We start from the raw sequence: 23,605 nt of genomic DNA, 5'->3' as shown, positions 1-23,605 counted from the left end.
GGAGCAATTAATTCTTACCTATCGAATTCAGAACATTAAATGGATAATAAAGAAAACTATACAGGTTTAGAAATAGCAGTAGTGGGTATGTCAGGTCGTTTTCCTGGCTCAAAAGATCTGAATGAATTGTGGACCAACCTCCGTGAGGGTAAGGAGCTGATTAGCTTCTTTTCAGATGAAGAACTCAGAGCCAATGGCATAAGTGAGGATTTGATCAACGATCCTAAATATGTGAAGGCGAAAGGTGTATTAGAAGATGTAGAGCTGTTTGATGCATCGTTTTTTGATTATACCGACAGAGAGGCAAACTTCATGGATCCACAATTGAGGTTGTTTCATGAATGTGTATACCATGCACTCGAAGACGCCGGGTATGGGGGGACTAACAAGCCGATTACCGGACTATTTGCAGGAGCTGGATTTAATCCCTTCTGGGTTGCTAACTTTCTGCCTGAGTTCAAAAATTTTTCTGAAATATTTGAAATTTCTGGTCTCAATGCCCGTGAATACCTCGCAACACGCGTGGCATATAAGCTTGACCTGAAAGGTCCTGCTATGACCGTGCAGACTGCCTGCTCTACCTCTCTTGTAGCCATTCACATGGCCGTTCAGTCATTATTGGCTGGTGAATGTGATATGGCACTGGCCGGAGGTGTTAGTACTTTATTTCCATCTTTAGAATTGCCCCGTAAATATGGTATGCTTGCCCAGGAAGGGATGATTATTTCCCCTGATGGACATTGCAGGCCCTTTGATCAAAATGGTACTGGTTTTATGGGAAGCGATGGGGTAGGCGTGGTTGTACTGAAGCGTCTTGATGATGCCATTAGCGACGGAGATCAGATCATGGCGGTCATTAAAGGGTCTGCCATTAATAATGACGGTAATGCCAAGGCGGGTTATTCTGCACCTAGTGTAGAAGGTCAGTCTGCTGTAATTCAAAGTGCTTTGGCTATTTCCGAAGTAGACCCAACCACAATTAATTATATCGAGACGCATGGCTCGGGTACGCAGCTTGGAGACCCTGTAGAGGTAGAAAGTTTGAAGAAGGCTTATCACTTTAATGGGGAGAAATATTGTGGTATAGGTTCTATTAAATCAAATGCAGGACATCTGGATGCTGCTGCCGGAGTAGCCGGTTTCATTAAAACCGTGTTGTCTTTGAAAAACAGAGAGATACCACCCAGCATTAATTTTAGTGAGCCAAACGAAAAGATAGATTTTGAAAATAGCCCTTTCCGGGTAAATGATAAACTTATCGCCTGGGAGGCTGGTGAAGGGCCGAGGAGAGCAGCAGTTAGCTCATTTGGTATTGGGGGTACCAATGCCCACATCATATTGGAAGAATATGAAAATCAAAAAACAGAGCTTCAGGAAGAGGAAGAGTCCGTAGTTTTATTATCTGCTAAATCGGAGCAGTCATTGATCAAACAAACCGATCACCTTCGTCAGTTTATCAAAGAACGTAATGGCAGCCTCTCCCTTTCAGATCTGGCATACACTACTCAGGTTGGGCGTGGGTCATATGAGTACAGGCGTGCTGTGGTAAGTAAAGACCTGGATGAGCTTTTCAGTGCATTAGCCCCAGAATTGACGGAGAAAAAAATTGTAAGAGCAAAAGGCAATGTGTCAAGGTCTGTTGTATTCGTCTTTCAAGGGTTGGGAGGCCAGTATGTCAATATGGGACTGGACCTTTACCTTAAACATGATATTTTCAGGCAAGCGATGGATGAAGGCTTTGCTCAGGTGAATAAATACCTGGATGTAGACCTAAAGTCAATTGTTTACCCTCAAAAAGGAAATGAGCCAGAGGCCAAAGAGAAAATCAACACCTTTGAAATTGCTCAGGTCGCTACTTTTGTATTTGAGCGGGCACTGGCCAAACTATTGGTTGCGTTTGGTGTAGAGCCTGATGCGCTTCTTGGCTATAGTTTCGGTGAACTGGTAGCTGCCTCCATAGGCGGCAGTATTTTATTTGAAGAGGCAACACGCCTTATCGTAGCCAGAGGAAAACTGGTGGAGAAAAGTATGCCGGGCGGTATGCTTAGTGTTCCTTTAAGTGCAGAGAAAATTGAGGAATACCTGATACCACAAATAGAAGTAGCTATTGACAATGGGGATTCGTGTGTGCTTTCGGGACCTAAAGAGGAAATTATAAGGTTGGAAAGCAAGCTTAAAGAAGACAGGATTCTTTCATTAATGCTTCCGGGGCAATTTGCTCTTCATAGCTCTATGATGTCGCCATTGCTTCCTGAACTTCGAGGTGTTCTTGAAAGCATTTCAATTCAGCCGACAGAGATTCCTTTGATCTCCAATAATACCGGAGATTGGGCAGGACAGGAAATTACTAATACAACTTATTGGGAGAAGCAGTTATGTGAAAAAGTAAGGTTCTCCGATAGTTTGAGTAAAGCTTTGGAACTCCCAAATGCTGTTATGATAGAGGTAGGTCCGGGAGCTGACCTGACATCAACCATTCAGCGCTACCTGGATTTAGATAAGGGACATTATGCTACAAACCTCATCAGACCGGAAGCTATGGCTGTCACTGACCATAGATTCTTACTGAATAAGCTGCAACGTCTATGGTTACAAGGGCTCGAAATTAACTGGAGCCTGCTACATAAAAAGGGAGAGAAGCAACGTATATCTATGCCAGGGTATGCCTTCGATAGAAAAAGATATTGGTTTAAGGATCATCAGAAGAAAACACCTGAGTTGGCTCCTGTACCAGTTACTGCCATAGGGCTCTCAAAAAATATAAATGCAGACGAATGGTTTTACCTACCGACATGGGAGAAAGTTTATACCTCAGGCAAACAGGCGTTTGACGGAATATACAGCTGGCTGGTATTTAGTGATGGGTCTGCCCACGCTGAAAAACTGATTAGTTCTCTCGAAGTACAAAATCAACAGGTTATCAAAGTTACCGAAGGTAGAAAATTTGAACGAGTAGGGAAAAATCACTATCAGGTCAACCCTGCGATAGAAAAACAGTATGATTTTCTATTGAAGGAACTGAAAGGGGATAACTCTGTACCCGAGAAAGTTGTTCACCTTTGGAGTATCAGTACCAGTGGTGTAGAAACAGCTTCGGTTGACTCTCATATAACAACAGGATTCCAGTGCCTGACCTCTTTTGCAAAATCCTTCTACCGACATGCAGGTAAAGAACAAAAGGTTGTAATCTATACACTGACCCAAAATGTACATCAGATTAGTGGAGCAGAACCACTAAACCCCATAGCGGCTTCTATATATGGAGCTAGTAGAGTAATTCCGATCGAATTCGATGCCATAAAATGCATTAATATTGATGTCGATAATGAAGCGGCGATTGGCACGGATGTTCTTCTCGAAGAACTAAAAACATCGCAACCCAAAGACCTTACTATTGGTTTCAGGGGCACTGGAAAATGGAGATTGCAATACAGAAAGCAGCCAGTGATTAAACGAAAGAAAGCACTGGGCCAACTTTTTGAGGAAAAGAAGGTGATAGTGATCCTGGGAGGTCTTTGTAACAGAAGCAATATAGGCTATTTGTATGCAAAATATCTTTCAGAGCAAAATCAGGCCGATATTGTATTAGTGAGCAGAACGCAATATCCGTCAAGGGCTGATTGGGATAAAGTAGAAGAAATCGCACCCGGCCTGGCCTCAAAAATTCAACAGATCAGAGAGATTGAAGATAAAGGAGGGAGAATACATACCTACTCTGCTGATATCACAGAGCAATCTTCTTTAGAAGAAGTTGTAAAAATGATCGAAAAGGAAGTAGGACAGATCAACGGAGTTATCAACGTAGCAGGTACGATGACCGGAGATTCTATGGGCTTGATCATTAATGAAGTACCTGCTTCATCTCTTCAGGTACAGTTCGATATCAAGATCAAAGGAACTATCAACCTGTATGAGGTCTTTAAGGAGCACGAACTGGATTTCTGCATCTTTAGCTCGTCCCTAACCTCACTCATGGGACCTTTCTCAGCCTATGCGGCAGGTAATAACTTTATGGATGCCTTCAGTTATTGGGTAAAAGATAAGGTTAAAGGAAGGTGGCTGTCTATCAATTGGGATCACCTTTTGGGCTTTGAAGATAAGCAGGCTGACCAGCCTTTAGCCATAGACCATAATGAAATACTGGATGCTTTTGAACGCATAATTTCAGATAGCGAACATAATCAGGTAATACTGTCTACCGCTGATATTCAGGAGCGAATTGATAAAACTTACCGACTGAATAAAGGTGTACAGCGCTTCAAAAAGAATGGCCTTGAGGAGTGGTACTATAAGCCTGTTTGGAAACAGACAAAGACAGAAGTTCAGCAAAATACTGAAGCGCCTGCTGCTATAGTATTTGTAGATGAGGTTGTGTATTCAGAAGCCATTGAAAAGGCTATATATTCAAATGTAGAACAAGTTGTATGGGTGAAAAAGGGAGATAGCTTTGCTCATAACAACAATACCTTTACTATAAACCCTGATGAACCAGAGCATTTTGATCACCTGGTACAATATGTTAAAGAACAGGGTGTTGATATTGATACAGTACATCACTACTGGAGTTCCTACGCACCAGATGCCGGTAAAGATTTATATATAGGTTACAATTCATTGTTGAATTTTTCGCAGGCATGGTCTAAGCATTTTTCCGGAAAGTTGTTGATCAGAGTGATTACAACAGATATACACCAGGTGTTGGAGGGACAAAAGGTACAGCCAGAAAAAGCTATTATACTTGGCCCTGTTAAGGTGATACCTGTGGAGTACCCTAATATTAATGTACAGGTTATAGACTTTGCAGGGGTAGACCTCAGCGCCTCCAACGAACAGGAGAAGGTTAGATTATTGGAGATGGGACTCAACATGTCTTTTGCCAAAGGTAAAGAGGTATTGAGTTATAGAAATGAGCACATCTACGCTCAGAAATATGTTCCTGTAGCACTCAAAGATACGGGGAACCAGATGTCAGTAAAGAGTCAGGGTTTTTATCTGCTAACTGGCGGACTGGGAGGAATGTCTCTGCAAATTGTTGAAGCATTTTCTCAGATGACTCCGGCTAATTTCTTATTGATCGATAAAAGGGATTTTCCTAAAAGCGAACAGTGGGATGAACTTCTCGAGTCAGGAGATACCTGCGAGGAAATAAAACAGAAGATCAGGCAGCTTCAGGAGGCAGAGATGAATGGTGCCAGGCTGTTAATAAAGCAAGCCGATGTCTGTGATCAGGAGTTGATGAAACAGGCTTATGCAGAAGCACAACAGTTGTTTGGAGCGTTGAACGGTTTGTTCCATATTGCTGGAAGCATTGACAATGGAGGAATAATTCAGGGTAGAAATGCGATAGATTCAGCTCAATACCTGGACCCTAAAGTGCTGGGTGCACTGATGCTGGAACGACTGATCGAAGGTGAAAACCCGGATTTTGCTTTATACTTTTCATCCACAGGTAATATATTCTCACGCCTGAAGTTTGGTCAGGTAGCTTATAATGCAGGTCATGAGTTTTTAGATGCCTATGTTCATTCATTGCGATCTAAAAACATTAATGCATATACCGTAAACTGGAACGACTGGAAGGGAACGGGAATAGCTGCAGAGGCTTCCAAAAATCACCAGTTCTCCATAAAAGGACAAGAAATAGGCTTTGAAGAGTTGCTTTCTGTGAAGCCCGCAGAAGGTTTACATGCCTTGTTCACAATTTTATCGAATGATGAACAAAGGGTAGCTATTTCCGCTTACGACCTTGCTGAAGTACGCCAGTTTATCGATGAACTCAATTTTTCGGATGTTACTGAAACACGGGAAGATAGTTTGCTTAACTCAGGGCAACGTCCTGAAATTGATACGGCCTATGTAGCACCATCCAATGATGTAGAAGCTAATGTGATAGCTACTTTTGAGACTACCTTTGGTATGTCAGGAATTGGGGTGGAAGACGACTTCTTTGAATTGGGAGGTGATTCCATAAAGGCAATTTCGTCCATATCCCTGATGCAACAAAAGTTTGGTTACGATGTTCCTGTTACAACATTTTTTGAGCTGAGAACAGCGAGAAAGATAGCTGAATTATTGGGTGGAGGTGTGCCGATAGAGACGGAAAAGTCTGCTGCCATAGAGTTGGAAGTAGCAGATGACTTTTATGATCCATTTCCTATTTCTCCTATCCAAATGGCCTATCTTATGGGGCGAAGCGATCATTTTGAAATGGGAGGTATTTCCACCAACGTCTATCAGGAAAGTGAATTGAGTGTAGATGTTAAGCTGTTAAATGACACCTTCAATCGCATATTAAACAGGCATGCGATGCTGAAAGTAGTTATGCTTCCGGATGGAACACAGAAATTCCATAACACTGATCACTACGATATACAAGTGAAAGATCTAAGATCTCTTACAGGTGAGGAACAGACTAAGCACATAGAAGCTGAACGCCAAAGGCTCGGTAACCGGTTGTTTGATGAAACCGTTTGGCCGCTATTTGAAATTTCGGTGTTCAAACTTTCAGATGAAAGAAACTATCTTTTCTTCTGTTTTGATCACCTGATCTGCGATGCTGCCAGCATCATGATCTTTGTGAAAGAGTGGGGCATGTTACTGAAAGACCCTTCAGTGGAGCTTCCCAAATTAAGCTATACTTACAGGGATTATATGAACAATTTCCATGAGCTACGCTCAGGAGAGAAGTTTGTAAAGTCTAAAAAATATTGGTTGGATCAATTGGATGATTTTCCAACTGCACCTGAGTTGCCCTATAAATGCAACCCTTCAGAGATAGCACGGCCGAGGTTCAACAGAAAGAGGAAACTCTTCACCAGTGCCGAGTGGGATAAGCTAAAAGCCGTTTCTAAGGCCTACCACAGTACGCCATCGGTGTTGTTATGTACGGCTTATGCCAGAGTACTTTCATTCTGGAGTAATTCTCCCGATCTGGCTATTAACCTGACATTGTTTAATCGCTACCCTTTCCATGAAGAAATAGATCGTGTGGTTGGCGATTTCACTACACTGGTAATATTGGGTTTAAACATTGATCCCAATGAGCAATTTGGCAATCAGGTAGGAAGTGTTAGAAACAAGCTGCTGGAGTCATTGGATAATCGTTTCTATGATGGAATTGATTTCATCAGAGAGCTGAGAAGGCACAGAAAAATGGGGACAAGCGCTATCATGCCTTACGTGTTTACCAGTGCACTGTTTGGAGGGGATATTGTTGCTACGGAAGAAGACGCTATCCTGGGATTCTGGGGAGATCAGCGCGATGCGGGTATGGCAGTGTCTCAAACTTCTCAGGTTTTTATTGACTGTACAGCAGCTGAGCTTAGCGGGGGACTTGAGCTGGTTTGGGATTATGTTGAGGATCTTTTTGATGAAGATACCATCCAGGCCATGTTTGATCAGTTTATAGCTTCATTAGAATCCGTTATTAATGATAAAGAAGTACCGGCTTTAAAAGCTCCTGAAACGCATCTGGAGATATTCAGAGAACTTAACGCCACGCAGGCAGCATTGCCAGATGTGCAGTCAGTGATTACAGTTTTTGAAAAACAGGTGAGACAATCACCTGATCAGGTTGCGCTATCATTTAATGGCTCTAACCTGACTTATGGAGAACTAAATAATAAGGCAAACCAACTCGCTCGAAAGCTTAAAAGTGAAGGAGTTGGGAAAGGCGATATTGTAGGGGTTCACATGGGTAGATCTCTGGAGATGATGGTCGGCATCTATGCAATCATGAAGATGGGAGCGGTTTACCTTCCCATACCTTTGAGTACACCGGCTGAACGTATGCTTTACATACTGGAAGACTCGAAAGCCAAAAAAGTGTTGGTGGTGGATAATCTGCCGTCAGCTTTGAAGGCTGTGGACATTATTTTAATTGAAGAGGAGACTTACAGCCAATATGAAGCGACTGATCTCAATGAGAAGATAGAAGGAAGTGACCTGGCTTATATGATTTATACTTCAGGTTCTACAGGTAGACCTAAGGGTGTTATGGTGGAGCATCTTCCTTTAGTGAACAGGTTGCACTGGATGCAAAAATCCTACCCATTGAACAGCACTGATCAATTAGTACAAAAAACACCTATTGGGTTTGATGTATCACTTTGGGAGTTGTTTTGGTGGCCATTTGGAGGCGCAAGCCTTTCACTTATGGCACAGGATGAAGAGAAGTCGCCTTCTGATGTTTGTGAGCACCTGATTTCACAACAGGTCTCTGTGGTTCACTTTGTACCCTCTATGTTTGAGATGTTCCTCAATCATGTTGAAAAAGAAGGTCTCGTAGCAGCGCTGCACTTGAAGTATATTTTCTGCAGTGGAGAAGCACTGCTTCCTTCACATGTAAAAGCTTTTAATACCCTGTTTAAGGATCACAAATGTCAATTGATCAATCTATATGGTCCCACAGAGGCTACGGTAGATGTGTCTTACTATGACTGTACAGGTCAGCCAGTAGAGCTTTCAGTGCCCATAGGCAGGCCAATAGATAATATTGAGCTTCATGTGTTGAATGAGGCACTACAGCCTGTACCCTATGGAGTCCCCGGACAACTACATATTGGAGGGATGGGACTGGCTCGAGGATATGTAAATAATGAGCTTACTGAGGAGAAATTCATCTATAACGAATCTGTTACCTCTTCGAGGTTGTATAAAACCGGTGATCTGGTAAGGCTAAACAAAGACAGCCAATTGGAATTTATCGGGCGTATCGATGATCAGGTGAAGATTAAAGGGAACCGAATAGAGTTGGGAGAAATATCGCAAGTACTCTCAACTATTGAGGGCATAGATAGCGCGGCCGTAGTAGTTCGAAAGTCTGATGATGGAGAACCATACCTTTGCGCTTATCTGGTAGGCAGCGAAATGCCGGTGCAGGATATACGTAAGCAATTGAGTACCAATCTTCCCGAGTACATGTTACCTGCTTATTACATATTTCTTGATGATATTCCTTTAACGCCAAATGGTAAGCTGAATCGTAACCTGTTGCCAGAGCCAGGTAAAGTGATCAATACAGGCAATGTATATGAAGAACCTTCAACAGAGATGGAAAAGGTTTTGATGCCTGTTTGGTGCACAAACCTCAAGATTGATAAAGCAAGCATTAACGACAATTACTTTGACTTGGGAGGTGATTCTTTTAGAGCAACCTTCCTGATAACTGAAATAGAAAAGGTAGCAGATCACAAAGTGCCACTTGCCCAACTCTTTAAAACACCAACCCTAAAGGAGCTGGCTGCACATTTGGAAACCCTGACTGAGAGACAAGCTGGTATTAAAAAAGCACCTCAGCAAACAAATTACCCGTTGTCAGCTCAGCAGGAACGCATGTACGTATTGAATAAGCTGTCCCCGAATTCTACCAATTACAATATATCCACTGCTAAAGAGATCAGCGGTGTTTTGAATATTGAACAGGTGGATAAGGCATTTAAGCAAATTATTGACAAACACGAAATTCTGCGTACAACTTTCCACGAACAAAATGGTAACTATTATCAGCGTATTGAGAAACAAACAAAGTTTGTTGTAGAAGTTGTAAAATGCGGACAGGAAAGTGTCGATGAAAAGATCAATGAGTTTATTAAGCCCTATAATCTGAGTGAAGGATCTTTAATGCGAGTAGCGGTTATATCAGTAGATGAAGATCGTCACTATCTGGTGCTGGATATGCATCATGTCATTACAGACCTGATGTCACTGGGTTTACTTATTAATCAGTTCATATCAGCATATCAGGGAGATGAAATCGCATCCAGTGAGTTCCAATACAAGGATTATGCGTTTTGGCAGACCAATGAACCCGCCAAAGAAGAGAGCATGCAGTATTGGATGGAGCAGTTTGAAGGAGAAATTCCGACATTGAATTTACCTCTGGACTATCCAAGACCGACTGCTCCAACTTATGAAGGGAGCAGGTACACGGGCATCATGGATGAGAGTCTGGTAAAAGCACTGGAAACCATGAGCAGGAAACATGAGGCTACTTTGCAGATGACCCTAATGGCTTCCTTCTTGATTTTCCTTCATAAAGTTAGCGGACAGAAAGACTTGATAGTGGGCTCTCCCGTACTGGACTCAAGACCTGCTGAACTGTCGGAGTCCATGGGTATTTTTGTGAATACAGTGGTGCTGCGAAGTGAAGTCGATGTGAAGTCAACATTTGCTGAATTCCTTCAATACATCAAGGAAAGAATACTTAAAAACTATGAACATCTGGATGTTCAGTTTGAAGATCTGGTGGATGCACTTGATATACCAAGAGATATAACCCGCAATCCGTTATTTGATGTGCTTTTTGATTTTCAAAATACGGATACAAAAAGTGTTGATTTGCCGGGATTAAAAGTTTCTGATTATCAAATAAGTAGGAATAATGCCAATTTTGATCTTTCATTGGTCTTTATTAAAAATGATAATCAGCTTGAGCTGACGATCGACTATAAGTCTCAACTGTTTTCTGAGCAGACCATTCAAAGCTACTTTAGCTGTATAGAGCACATCATCAGGCAAGTGGTAGCTCATGATGAGACTTCGGTTTCGGAGGTGTCCATACTTACCGATAAAGAAAAGAGCAGGGTAGCGGAGCAGTTTAACCAAACGGCAGTAGATATACCTGATGAATTAATTCTGAATCCGTTCAAAAAATCTGTACAGCAATATCCGGACAATCAGGCGGTACGTTATCTTAACGAATCGCTGACCTATGCAGAACTTGATACACTTTCTGATAAAATAGCTGCTTACCTTCAGCATGAGTTTGATGTTAAGAAAGGCGATTTTGTAGGGTATCTGGCAAATAAGAATCTTTGGACTATTCCGGTGATCTATGGAATTATCAAGACAGGGGCAGTTTATGTACCTATGTCGCTGGATAACCCATTGGAAAGAAGCAGGAGAATTGTAGGTGAAGCCAGGTTAAAGATGCTTGTTTCTGACCATCCGGAGGCGGATCAACTGGTTGATATGGTAAGCGTACTCGACTTAACCACAATAGCTGACCATATAACTGATTATGAAGGAATTTTCGAGCCAGTTGCATTGTCAGGAACAGACCTTGCCTACGTGATATTTACTTCTGGCTCTACCGGAACGCCCAAAGGAGTAATGATAGACCATAAGGCCTTGTACAATAGGATTTTCTGGATGCAAAAAGCCTACTCGATTGATAGTAGCGATACACTCATCCAGAAAACACCTTTAGCATTTGACGTGTCTGTTTGGGAGCTCTTCTGGTGGTCATTTACAGGGGCTGCGCTGGTTGTATTACCACTTGGCGATGAAAAGCAACCAGAGAAAATACTCAATACGATTGAAGAGTATGGCATTACCACGATCCATTTTGTTCCATCAATGTTACAAGCATTTTTGAATACAATAAAGAGTATTCCGGAACAAAACAGGCTGAAATCAATAAGGCAAATTTTTGTAAGCGGGGAAGCACTATCCGTTAATCATGTAGAGCTTTTTAAACAAACTGTTTATAATAAGCAGGCAGCATGCCGATTAATCAATCTCTATGGCCCTACTGAAGCTACAGTTGATGTTACTCATTTTGAGTGTCCATTAGATACTCCGTTCAGCAATATTCCCATAGGTAAGCCCATTGATAATATCAAATGCTATATAATCAATGAAGTTGGGCAGCTAAACCCTGTAGGAGTACCCGGAGAGTTGTGCCTGGCAGGTGTCGGTTTAGCTCAGGGGTACCTCAACAATAAAGAACTTACTGAGGCTGCATTTATAAATTTGGATGCTGTGGGTGAAAGAGTTTATAAAACAGGGGATTTGGCCAGGTGGCTGCCTGATGGTAATATTGAATACCTTGGCAGAATTGACCATCAGGTGAAACTAAGAGGCTATCGAATAGAGCTGGGAGAGATAGAGGCGCAGCTGAGTAAAAAGCTGGAAATTGAGCAATGTGTAGTCACAAGTCAGGGCGTAGGAGAGCAGCAAACACTGTCTGCATACTATAAGAGTACCAGAGAACTCACCGAAAAAGAACTGGTTGAGTTCCTGATGACAAAGATTCCTGCTTACATGCTGCCGCAGCACTATATTGCCCTAAGCGAAATACCATTAACGAGCAATGGTAAAGTGGATAGAAAAGCGTTACCTGCTCCTGATATCAGAGACTGGAGTTATGTAAAGCCTGAGAGTGATATAGAGGAAAAACTTTGCGAGTTATGGGGAGAAATTTTGGTTGTTGATCCTGCGGAAATTAGTACGGACAGGAGTTTCTTTGCCCTTGGAGGGAATTCATTGAGAGCATTGACCCTTATTAGTAAGATCAATAAAGAGTTTGAAATAGAGATACCATTCCTGGAGTTGTTTAACCACCAGACTGTTCAGGCTCTGGCCGCTTTTATAGAATTGTCGAAATGGGCAGACATCAATGATCAGGGAAATAATGACAAGAAAACGGAGATGGTGATTTGATATGGGCGTAGTAGAGCTATTACTGACGTTAAAGAAAAATAACATAGGTCTGACGGTTGAAAGGGGTAATCTGAAACTGAGTATTCCTGAGGGCGGTACTGATGAGTCCCTGATCCGGCAGATCAGAGAGCATAAAGCTGATATTATAAACTACCTAAGCAGCCTTTCAAAATCTGCTTCGGTGGAGCATATTGAGCATGCAGGAGTGTGTAGTCATTACCCACTTACCTCAGCTCAAAAAAGGCTTTATTTCCTCTTTGAACTGGAGCCATCTTCTTTGGCGTACAATCAACTACAAATTCTTAAAATTGAAGGAGATCTGGATCAAGTCCGGCTGAAACAGGCCTTCCTGAAGCTTATTGAAAATCACGATTCTCTTAAAACAAAGTTCAAGGTTGTTGATGGAGAGCCCGTTCAATACATTGATGAGCAGGTGTCATTTGGTATAGACCATTATGAGAGTGATGATCTGGACGAGTGTGTTCAGCGCTTTCAAAGACCCTTTGATCTAAAGAATGAGCTACTGGTAAGAGGAGGGTTAGTCAGGATAGATGAAACTAGTTATTGGCTGTTAATAGATACTCATCACATCATATGCGATGGTATTTCCCAGGGTATACTTATTCAAGGGCTGATGGATGCTTATCATCAGCAAGCCATCAGTCAGTCAGACCTGAGGTACGTGGATTTTGCTGTTTACGAACAAAGTGAGTACTGGCAAAACAAACTAAAAGCGCAGGAGAATTTCTGGTTGAATGAGTTTAGAGAAGGAGTTACCCCTCTTAACCTAAGGACAGACTACCCTAAATCCATAGGGCGTGACAGAAAGGGACAGGTGCTACGTTTTGTGACAGACAGGTCAGCCAGTCTGAATAAACTGGTGGAGGATGAGGGGGCTACTTTGTACATGTTGTTGTTGAGTGCCGTTGAAATACTGCTGTATAAATTGACCGGATGTACTGATATAACTGTAGGAACACCAGTTTCGGGGCGAAATAATGAGCAACTGGACAAATTAGTTGGAATGTTTGTCAATACGTTGGTTATCAGAGGGGAAATAGATTCAAACGAAAGTTTCAGATCCCTTTTGAAAAGAACCAAAAATAAGGTGTTACAATGTTTTTCGAATCAGCAGTATCCATATGAAGCCTTGGTTGAAAAACTTGATATAGAAAGGGATCAACGCAAAAATCCACTTTTTGATGTGATGTTTGCTTACAGAAATTATGATCTTCCTGAAGTAACAATGGAAGGTGTGAGGGTAAGCTCGTTGTCAACCGATCAATATGTTACCGCACAGTTTGATCTTACTATAACCGTAACAGAACGTGAAGAAAGACTCGATTGGCAAATGGAATATGATGCCTCCCTTTTTAAACCGACTACCATTGAACGCTGGGCTCAATATATACAACAAATTGGTGATGTAGCCCTTCAGTGCCCTGATGAGGCTATAAAGAGTCTCAATATATTACCTGAAAGTGAAAACAAGGTTATTGAAGAGGTCAACCTTACAGAGATTGACAGAGCGGATCAGACTATTCTGGATCTTTTCACCAGGCAGGTTGAACGTACCCCCGATCATGTTGCCGTCAAGTTTGAAGACCAGTCACTATCCTATCAGGAAGTGGAGGACCTTTCAAATCAAATAGCAACATTTCTTCATAATGAACTTCAAGTCACTCAGGGCACGCGCATTGGATTTCTATTAGAGAGAGAACTATGGCTAATACCTGCTATCTATGGTATTATGAAAGCTGGAGCAGTCTATATCCCTTTAGGGGTGGATCAGCCCGAAAGCAGATTATCTCAAATTGTTTCAGAGGGGGATATTGATCTTGTGGTATCCAGAGACAGGTTTAAAATAGATTTGCCGGAGGGGTGTCGATGGGTGGATCTGGATTTTGCAGCGAACGATATTGTCAAATGCAGCACAAAGCAACCGCAGATAAAGATCAATAGTAGCGATGTGGCATATACCATTTTCACATCAGGCTCAACAGGTAAGCCCAAAGGAGTAATGGTAGACCATCATGCATTGATGAACAACATGCTGTGGAACCAAAAAGATTACCCATTAACAGGAGCCGATGTTTTAGTGCAGAAAACTCCGCTAGTGTTTGACGTGTCCCTTCAGGAGTTGTTTTGGTGGTCCATTTCGGGAGCCTCGCTTATCATTATGCCCCCCGGAATGGAAAGAGATCCTGAGTTGATAGCTGACCTTGTGAAAAAAGAAAGCATCACGGTTATTCATTTCGTGCCCTCCATGATGGAGATCTTTCTTAACCTGTTGAAAGATACTGCGGCTTTTAAGGCACTTAATTCCTTAAGACTGGTAATTGCAAGTGGCGAGGCGTTGCTCCCCGGTTTGGTTGAGTATTTTAGAACGAAATTTAAGGAGGTACCTGGCATTCGGTTGGTAAATATGTACGGACCTACGGAAGGTACCATTCATGTTACCCATTATGAATGTCCGTTAGATCAACCTTTGAACACAGTTCCCATAGGGAAACCAATAGATAATCTTAGGTGTCATATTCTTGACCCCGATGGAAATAAAGTGCCTTTAGGCGTGATAGGTGAGCTTTATCTTGCAGGTGAAGGGTTAGCCATAGGTTACTATAAGCAGGATGGTCTGACAGCCGCCAGTTTCATAGAAAGTAATCTTGGGGGCGAATCCCGCATCTATCGCACCGGAGATCTCGCTTATTGGAGGGAAGATGGTAATATCGAGTATTTGGGTAGAGTTGATCACCAGGTTAAGCTATTTGGCAATAGGATAGAGCTATTGGAAATAGAAAATCAGATCAGAAGGATTGAAGGGGTAGGGCGAGCTGTGGTAAGTATATATGGCGATGGAGCCAATAAAAGACTTGTGGCCTATTATGAGGCAGATACCCCACTGGATTATCAGTATATAAGTGAAGCGCTAAAGGCTACATTGCCTCCGTATATGGTTCCCGGTCAATATATTTGGATGGAGTCGCTCCCACTAATAGCCAGTGGTAAAGTCGATAGAAAAAGTTTGCCGGCCCCGATTGACAAAGCCTATGAAGAAATAAAACTGCCGAAGACGGCCCTTGAGAGGACAATTATAAAAGCATGGTCTCAGGTTTTGCCATTAAAAGAGGATGAAATTGGAGTCAATTTCAACTTTTTTCAATCAGGAGGCACTTCGTTGATGCTTATTAAACTCAGCACTTTATTAACCGAATCTCTTGAACGTAGAATTTCGGTACCCATGCTTTTTAATCATCCTACTATAACATCTCTCGTTGCTCACCTTCAGACGGAGGAAGAGCAATCTGCCAGAGATATTGAGGAAGTAAACGAGGAGGTTGATGCAATGCACAACATATTGGGTGAAATGGAAGACTGATACAGTCTCAAAAAGAATTTAAAAAGATATGAAATGGTCATCAGGCAACAAAAAATGATTTAGCCAAAATGACTATCCGTGTGATCATAGAGAATTAAATATAAATGAAAGATTATAGTGGTATAGAAATAGCTGTTATTGGTATGTCAGGTAGGTTTCCTGGCGCTAAGAACCTTAACGAATTCTGGAATAACCTGAAAAATGGCTATGAATCTGTAACCTATTTTTCGGATGAAGAATTGGCAGAGGCGGGTGTTCCTGAAACTGAATACAAGCATCCTAACTATGTTAAAGCCAATTCTTTCGTTGAAAGTAAGGGAAACTTTGACGCTGACTTTTTTGGTTATCGTCCTGAAGAGGCGCAACTGATGGACCCTCAGATCAGGCTTTTTCATGAAGAATGCTGGAAAGCGCTGGAAGATGCAGGGATAGATATCCGAAAGAATCAGGATAAGATAGGGCTTTTTGCCGGAGGGTCGCCCAGTTTAAATTGGGAGACCTATGCTATGTTTGCTAATGAGCAAAACTATGTAGACAGTTTTACAGCTTCCCAGCTGAAAGACATAACCTACCTATGTGCCCGGGTATCCTATTTGTTGAACCTTCAGGGGCCGGCTTTTTTTCTAAATACAGCCTGTTCCACTTCACTAGTTGCCATTCAACGCGCAGTGATGAGTTTGCTTTTGAGGGAATGTAAGGTAGCCCTTGCCGGTGGCGTTTCGCTGAGTCATAGCACCAAGAGAGGTTATTTTTACGAAGAAGGTATGGTAAGCTCTAATGATGGACATTGCCGTGCGTTCGATGAAAAGGCAATCGGAACAATCAGAGGAGAGGGAGTGGGAGTTGTTGCCCTGAAACGTTACAAGGATGCTCTTAAGGATGGAGACCATATTTATGCCGTTATCAGGGGAGCAGCTGTTAACAATGATGGGTCTGAGAAAATGTCTTTTACAGCTCCAAGCGAGCATGGGCAGTATAAAGCTATTCTTAAAGCCTATAATATGGCTAAAGTTAACCCTGCAACCATAAACATGGTAGAAGCACATGGGTCGGGTACACCATTGGGTGATCCTATCGAAATTGAGGCGCTGAATAAAGTCTTTGGAAAAAACGGAACGGCCTGTGCAATCGGTTCGGTAAAAACGAACATAGGCCATCTTGATGCAGCTGCCGGAGTAGCAGGCTTTATCAAAACGGTGCTTTCCTTAAAAAATAAGAGTATTCCAGCCAGCTTGCATTATAAAAAACCAAACCCAAAGATCGATTTTAATCAGGGACCGTTTTTTGTCAATACCAGTTTAAAGCCATGGGAAAAAGGAGCAAGCCCCAGAAGAGCAGGAGTGAGCTCTTTTGGAATGGGAGGTACCAATGCCCATATAGTATTGGAAGAGTGCCCTGAAGTGTCAGACAACATCGCCTGCAACACTATTGATTGGGTCAAACTTTCTGCCCATTCTGTAGACGCGTTAAAGCGTAATGTATCCGAACTGATACAATATCTGGAGGGTAACCCGCAGACCAACCTATCTGACCTTGCCTATACCTACAATCAAGGGCGGGCAGATCTCAGATATCGCAAATCAGTGGTGTTTCATGATAAAGCATCACTACTCGAAGCTCTTTCATCAGAAAAGTTGCTGAAGCATCCGTCGCTGTTCAACGGACATAAATCAGTACCAGCTGTTTTTATGTTTGCTGGTCAGGGGGCTGAGTATGTAAACATGTGTAAAAGCCTTTATCAGGAGCTGCCTGTCTTTAGGGAAACTTTGGATAACTGTTTCGAGATCGCGCAAAAACATGTGGATGTAGACCTGAAAAATATTCTTTTTTCTGAATCAAAAAATGATTCAGACCTGATCCACCAAACTAACTATACTCACCCAATATTGTTTGCCGTGGAATATGCCCTGGCAAAATCGGTGATGAGTTGGGGCGTTCAGCCGGACATGGTTATTGGCCACAGTCTGGGAGAGTATGTAGCGGCTTGCATTGCAGGTGCATTTGACCTGGAAGCCGCTATACAACTGATCATCAAAAGGGGAAATTTGATGAAAACAGTAGCTCCCGGTGCTATGATGGCCGTATCTGTAACCGAAGAGAAACTGAACAAGTACCTGAAAGATCATGCAGGGGTGTCGCTGGCAACCGCCAATAGTAGTGAGCTTCAGGTGGTGGCCGGAGAGCATGAAGCAGTGGAGCAGCTAATGAAAGTTCTTGAGCATGAAAAAATATCATGCAGGATTATACCCGGAGCCTCAGCGTACCATTCTCATCATATGAACCATATAGCGGATGACTACCGCAAGGTTTTAGAGACAATAGACATGCAACCGCTCACTCTGCCATTGATCTCCAATGTAGACGGGCAAAAAAAGGAAGCAGGAACTGTATTATCAACTGAATATTGGATACAGCATTTGGTCAGCACAGTGAAGTTCAAGACCGGGATTGATACGGTAATGTCAGAAGGAGATGCCAATTTTGTGGAAATTGGTCCGGGTATAGAATTGAGCGTATTTGTGAGGTCTAATGCGTCGCGTCATAAGGGGCATAAAGTGGTTACTGTGAGCAAGCATCAGGACCATGATTCTACAGACCTGGATCATCTATATGCTGGTTTGGGTAAACTATGGGAGTATGGTGCGGATATCAACTGGCAGGCCTTCTATAAGGATCAGGAAAGACGTAAAATATCACTTCCAGTCTATTCTTTTGATCAGCAGCAGTTCCCTGCAGAAGTAGATGCCTACAGACTGATTACTGAAAGGATGAACCAAAATGTTCACACAGTAGAAAATGATCTTGGGAAATGCTTTTATACACCAGCCTGGGAAACAGCAGATGCTTACAGACCTGATGCATTGCAGCAAGAATATGACTATCTGATCATATTTGAGGGAGAGGTGTCTGTTGACTTGTTAACTGATAAACTGAGAGCAAGTGGGACAAAGGTTGTTGCTGTTTCGAAAGGAGAAGAATTTAAAAAAACGGACGATTTACATTTTACCATAAAAGCTAATAACCAGGATGACTATAAAGCACTTTTTAGTCACTTTAAGGATGCGTCCATAAGAGTATTATTCATGTGGTCTATGGATGAGACCATTGTGGAATTAACAGGGAAGGAGTCTTTTGTTTCCCAGTTAGATGCTCACTATTATCCGCTGCTCAATATTGCCAAGTCAATAGACGAATTAAATAATCAAGAGCAAATTACCCTCATCTCTTTAACCAACAGGCTTCATCAGGTTTTTGCAACCGAGCAAGCTGCTCCGGAAAAAACACTTCATTTGGCTGCCATAAGGATTATTTCCAAGGAATTTCAAAAACTGGCTTGCAGAAATGTTGATGTAACAACACTGGATGATACTCTGGTAGAGAAACTTCTGAGCGAGTTTAAATCCGACAGTCGCGATGTAGTTGTAGCCTATCGCCATCAGACCCGGTTTGTGCAGCGTATGAAACCGGTCACTTTACCAGTAACCTCAACAGCAGATGCAAGTTTTAAAGACGGAAAGACCTACCTGATCACCGGAGGTACCGGAGGTATGGGAATCAATTTTGCACGACACATCTCATCACGGGTTAGTGGTGTAAAACTTATCCTTACCGGACGGAGCGAATTATTGCCTAAAGAAGATTGGAGAGACTCGCAAAAAAGGGCAAGTCATCCCAAGGCTAAAGTTATGGAGTCTTTACTGGCTATAGAGGAGGCTGGTTCAGAAGTGTTTTATTACCAGGCTGAAGTTGCCGATAGTCAGCAAATGGAGGAGGTCATTGGAGACGCCCAAAAGAAGGTAGGGTCGATCAGTGGAGTAATACATGCGGCAGGAGGAGCCGATTTTGGAGGGATCATTTATAACAGATCAAAAGAAGATGATTTGAAAGTAATGTTGCCAAAAGCAGTAGGAGCTATTACCCTGAACCGCTTATTGCAAAAAAATCAACTGGACTTCTTTATCTTTTGTTCATCTACCGCCTCTGTTGCTGCTCCTGAAGGTGAAGTTGGGTATGTGGCTGCCAACCTGTTCTTGAATGCATACGCAAAACAGATCTCAGGCCAGTTTGGAAATAATGTGGTAAGCATTAACTGGAACCACGTACGAAATGTGGGAATGGCCAATGAGGCTGCTAATGTACTCAGAGCAAAAGGATTTGATGAGATAGTAGACAGTATCTCGGCCGAAGAAGCCGGGGAGGTGCTGCAAAGATCAATAAATACCGGAGTTGCAGAGTTGATGTTGTCAAGGCATAAACTGTCAGACTTCTACGAGCAGTTGCCAGATAGGCAAGCCGATGATTACGACGCTCTTATGGAAGAGGTAGAATTGTCAACAGAGCACTTAGGAAGTGTAAGCGAGGTACTCCTTCAACTATGGCATTCCTTTTTTGGAAAGCCTGATATTAGTGTGGATGATGATTTCTTTGATCTTGGCGGAGATTCTCTTAAAGCCCTGACTCTGATCGGCAGGATCAATAAGGCCCTTCATGTCAAAGTTTCCATTAAGGACTTTCTTAATCATAGTGATATATCCGGTCTTAGTACCTTGATCGAGCAAAGACTGGAAGCAGATAAATCGGAATATATACCTATTCCGAAGGCACAAAACAAAGAGTTGTTCGCACTTTCGGCAGTGCAGCGAAGACTTTATTTTGTATACCAACTCGATAAGAACTCGCTTGCCTACAATAGCCCTAAGCTGGTAAAGCTGGAAGGAAAACTGGATAAAGACAGGCTTCTGAATGCATCAAGACAGTTGTTTGAAAGACACAGTAGCTTGAGAACAACGTTTGTGCTTCATGATAAAGAGCCATACCAAAAGGTTAACAACTCAGATACTTTCCAGTTGGAAGTTGTTTCAGGGGCTGATACTACCGTTGAAGAGGTGCTTAAAGCATTCGTGAGACCATTTGATTTGGAACAAGGTCCACTTTTGAGGATCACTCTTTTTGAGGAATCACCGGAAGTCAACTATTTGTTGGTAGACATGCATCACATCATAACCGATGGTTCTTCGCAAAATATCCTGATCAGTGATTTCCTTCACTTTTACAATGATGATCAATTGCCAGAGCTTCCGGTACAGTATGTTGACTTTGCCGAATGGCAACAGCAGGAAGAACAGCAGGAGGCCATAGCAAGACAAAAGGAGTTTTGGTTGGAACAATATGCTAACGAACCCTCTATGCTTGACCTGCCTATAGATAATGCCAGGCCGGAAGAGAGAAGCTATGAAGGAGCCACCAGTGATTTTGTTCTGAGCAAAGAAGATTCGTCTAGACTAAGAAAGCTGGCAGAACAGGAAGGGGTAACATTGTATGTGCTTTTACTTGCTGCTTACAAAGTTTTTCTGAGCAAACTGTGTAATCAGGAAGATATTATTATAGGCTCTCCGAGTGCAGGAAGAAGTCATCCCGATTTAGAAAATGTAATTGGCATGTTTATCAATACCTTGCCAATTAGAAGTGAAGTGAAGCCGCAATGGACATTTCAGGCATTTTTAAAGGAGCTCAACAAAATTGCAATCTCATGCTTTGATAACCAGGATTTCCCCCTCGATGAGCTGATTGATGAGCTGAAACTGGAAAGAGAGACTGGGAGAAACCCTCTGTTTGATGTGGAGTTTGTCTTTAAGAATTATGAGGAAACCACTTTTGAGCTTAATGACCTGAAGCAAACAAATATACCACTGGAACATCGTGCAGCCTTTGAGCTGATCCTTTCTACTTATGAAATGGATGGCATGTTCCATTTTAGGTGGGAATATACCAAAGAGCTTTTTAAAGAAGCCACTATAGATAAATTTACAGATTATTTTAAGAAAATTGTTGAGGGTATACTGGCCGATGCTACTCTGGAGATCAGTAGTTACGAATTATTGGGAGAAGAGGAAAAGACCAGAATAATCGAGAATGCAAGTGGACCTGTTCAAAAATATCCGAACTCAACAGTGATCTCTTATTTTGAGTCTGTTGCAGAACAGCATCCCGATCATGTTGCTGTACAATTTGAAGATACTCCAATAACCTACAGGGAGTTAAATGATAAAGCCAACAGCTTAGCAGTACGGATTGCAGAAACTTGTAAAACGTCTAAGCCAAGAGTTGCATTACTGTTTGATCCCTCTCTTGAAATGGTCATAGGAATGCTTGCGGCATTAAAGACAGGTGGATCATACCTGCCTTTATCTCCTGCAGCTCCTCAGACTCGGAACGAACAGATTATAAAAGATAGTGGTTGCCAATTATTACTTAAGCAACCAGACCTTTCACTAGATGGTCCTGGTAGCACACTAACTGTGCAGGTGGCTGAACTGGAAAGCCTGCCGGAGAACCCTGAAAGAAATGAGACTCCTGAAGATCCGGTATATATTATTTATACCTCCGGTACAACAGGTGAGCCTAAAGGAGTGGAGGTTCCAAACAAGGGAGTGATGAACTTTATATACTGGAGGATTCAGACCTATGCATTTGGTAAAGATGATAACACACTGCAACTGTTGTCTTATCATTTTGATGGATTTGCTTCCAATTTATATGCTTCTCTGCTTTCAGGAGGTAAGTTGATCCTGGTGTCTGACGATAAGCGTCTGGATGCAGCGCAACTCTTCAAACATGCGGATTTGGCCTCAGTTACCAATATGGTTGCAACACCGGGGTTATATGGAGCTTTGCTGGAGGGTATAGCTAATCAGCAAGATGCTAAGTTGGATATGAGATTTGTAGTATTGGCAGGTGAAAAAGCTAGTCCCGCACTTATTAACAGAAGCAAGGAATTGCTTCCGTCGGTGAAGCTGCATAATGAATATGGCCCGACAGAGGCATCTATTGGAGCTACTTACAATCTCGATATGAATGCTGCCAATGTTTCAGTTATCGGAAGAGCAGTGGCTAATACCTCATGCTACATACTGGGTGCATTGGGCGAACTGCTGCCCTGGGGAATCAAAGGTGAACTATGTATTGGTGGTGACGGGCTGGCCATAGGTTATATTAACCAACCGGCACTTAATGCAGAGAAATTCGTGAAGCCACAACACCTCAATGGACAACGTGTCTACAGAACAGGAGATCTGGCCAGATATAACAGCGACGGAACTATAGAGTATTTGGGAAGGGTCGACAACCAAATCAAAATAAGAGGTTTCCGTGTCGAACTAGAGGAAATCAGTAAGCATATCTTACAACTACCTGGAATAAATGAAGTTTATCTCGACGTTTTTGAAAAAAACAACGACAAGTACATTTCAGCTTATTGTGCTTCGGCAGATAGTGCCAACGTTCTGTCAGTAAGAGAAAAACTGGAAGAGAGCTTACCTCCTTATATGGTACCTTCTTACTATGCTCATGTGGCTGTTTTACCACTGACCAATAATGGTAAGGTTGATATAGAAGCCCTTAAGGAAGTCCCCTTTCTGAATGAACAGGCGAAAGTCAATGGTAAAATGGCAAAAACTACCCTTGAAAAGCAAATAGCAAACATTTGGAAAGAGGTGCTCAAAATAGAAGAAGTGCGTGTAGAAGATCGCTTTTTTGATATCGGAGGTACTTCATTAAATGTCATTAAGCTTAAACCCCGGATCGAGGAAGTTGTAGGAAAAGAGATAGATATAATGGCCTTGTTCAAATACCCAACCATAGAAAAGTTCATTGCGAACGTTTTCCCCGAGGAGTTGGCCGTTGAAGAGGAGCCATTGGATCGTGCGGAAACCATTCGTCAGGGTAAGGCCAACAGGCTGAAGCGATTAAACAGAAAGAATTAACTTTTTAAAGCGGAATATT

Annotated in this window: 3 protein-coding genes; all 3 read left to right on the top strand. The window is 42.3% G+C overall.

What is annotated here, in order from left to right:
* The first annotated feature begins 39 nt into the window (after positions 1-39).
* Entirely contained in the window at positions 40-12,444 is a 12,405-nt protein-coding gene (locus LVD17_RS26635) for a non-ribosomal peptide synthetase/type I polyketide synthase (RefSeq protein ID WP_233763136.1), read from the top strand.
* A gap of 1 nt (position 12,445) precedes the next feature.
* Entirely contained in the window at positions 12,446-15,823 is a 3,378-nt protein-coding gene (locus LVD17_RS26630; RefSeq protein ID WP_233763134.1) for a non-ribosomal peptide synthetase, read from the top strand.
* Between the two features lie 104 nt (positions 15,824-15,927).
* Positions 15,928-23,586, top strand: a complete 7,659-nt coding sequence (locus tag LVD17_RS26625) for a non-ribosomal peptide synthetase/type I polyketide synthase (protein WP_233763132.1) — start codon at positions 15,928-15,930, stop codon at positions 23,584-23,586.
* Positions 23,587-23,605 lie beyond the last annotated feature (19 nt).

It is taken from the genome of Fulvivirga ulvae (assembly GCF_021389975.1).
GTDB lineage: Bacteria > Bacteroidota > Bacteroidia > Cytophagales > Cyclobacteriaceae > Fulvivirga > Fulvivirga ulvae.
This window is presented reverse-complemented; position numbering and strand designations above follow the sequence as displayed.

Excerpts from the sequence above, each read along its gene's own strand:
- LVD17_RS26635 (WP_233763136.1), top strand. The coding sequence starts at position 40 with ATGGATAATAAAGAAAACTATACAGGTTTAGAAATAGCAGTAGTGGGT.
- LVD17_RS26630 (WP_233763134.1), top strand. The coding sequence starts at position 12,446 with ATGGGCGTAGTAGAGCTATTACTGACGTTAAAGAAAAATAACATAGGT.
- LVD17_RS26625 (WP_233763132.1), top strand. The coding sequence starts at position 15,928 with ATGAAAGATTATAGTGGTATAGAAATAGCTGTTATTGGTATGTCAGGT.